The organism is Streptomyces sp. NPDC037288 (assembly GCF_055603265.1).
Genome location: NZ_JBVJVY010000221.1, coordinates 1 through 1304 on the forward strand (window position 1 = coordinate 1; position 1304 = coordinate 1304).

Genomic DNA, 1304 nt, shown 5'->3' on the forward strand with positions numbered 1-1304 from the left:
GTTGAGACTTCAGACATCTCGCTCAACAGTCCGAGGGCCTCGCCCGTTACTCGACCGGCCTCGTCACCCGATCGGTGGCCAAATTGAAAAGCCTCTGGTTCCCGCACGGCCTCGAGATCACTCAGCGACGACTGCTGACACCTCGACAACGCCCAGGGAACAGGGCAGACAGCCCCGTCGCACATACCGACCGGATACGACGCAGATCTGAACAGATGGGGAGAACTCCGGCGCAGCCCTGAGCAGCTTGTACGCATACCCCTGCTGCCCGGCATCGAAGGTCAGCGTGTCACGCGGGGCGCCGACGCCCGGTGCAGCGCCTGCCAGGCCAGAAAGGGTTCCCGCCAAGCGTCGGGCCCGCCGCCTCAGGGTCAAGGAAGGCGGCAGGCCCAACAGCCTCAGCGCACGAGCCGGGTACAGCTCGCCGCCTCAGAGCCGCAACAAACCCAGGGCCAGCAGCCACCACCATGCATCCGCTGTCCCTGGACTTCCGGCCATCTTATGAGAGAGACAAGTTCCCTCAGCATGACGGACACCACCCACCTGGCGTAGTGGGTCCGACCGAGGTAACAGCTTCGGACGCCTTGTACCGCTCCGCGGGTACGGTTCAACACGTTCACGGCCCTGGCGGCTGAAGCGGCTTCCGCTCCCTACCAGGAACCCGCTCTACTGATAGCGCCCGGTCTGCACCACGCGGCAGATGCAGACCTTCGGCAATTGCCGGGGTGGGCGGCCAGCAGTAAGCCGCACACCCCGCATCAAAGTCCTTGGTCTGCCCACCCAAGGACAGCGGTGCGTCGCCATACCCGTCCGTCGCTTCAAGGACCGGGTCCCGAGCCATGGCGGCGCACCATCCAAGCGTGCGCCAGCTGGGTTGCGGCCTGAGAGGTGGGTACGGCTCCCACCTGATCCGGGTGTCTGCCCCGGCGTCGGAGTGAGTGTCTGAATACAAGAACGTCCACCGGCTGATCTTCGAGAATCCGGCCGGCCTGCATGGACGCCGCCCGGGTCTGCGATCTCGCCGAACTTTCGCCGATCTCGTCCGTCACCAGATACCTGCCGCTGGGACCGCCAATTGGGAGACGACTCGATCGCTGTGTAGGACCGTGCCCGGCGAGGTCGTCTGCTGGGCAGAGGCAGCGCGACGAGCTGGCGGAGATGACCGTGCCCCGGATATGGGCCGCAGTGGACATAGGCAAGGAACACCCTCACTGAACCGTTTTCATCCTGAATATGTGCAGGTCATCAGGGTGTGGACGGCTTGAACTGCTGTGCCGATGCGGCGGGTGGAGCAGCGTGCTCGC

The 1304-nt window shown here is 65.0% G+C and carries 1 pseudogene; it reads right to left on the reverse strand.

The window, feature by feature from the left end:
- Positions 1-1222: 1222 nt before the first annotated feature.
- Positions 1223-1304 (reverse strand): annotated as a pseudogene (locus ACZ7GZ_RS43405) (IS5/IS1182 family transposase); the annotation flags it as partial.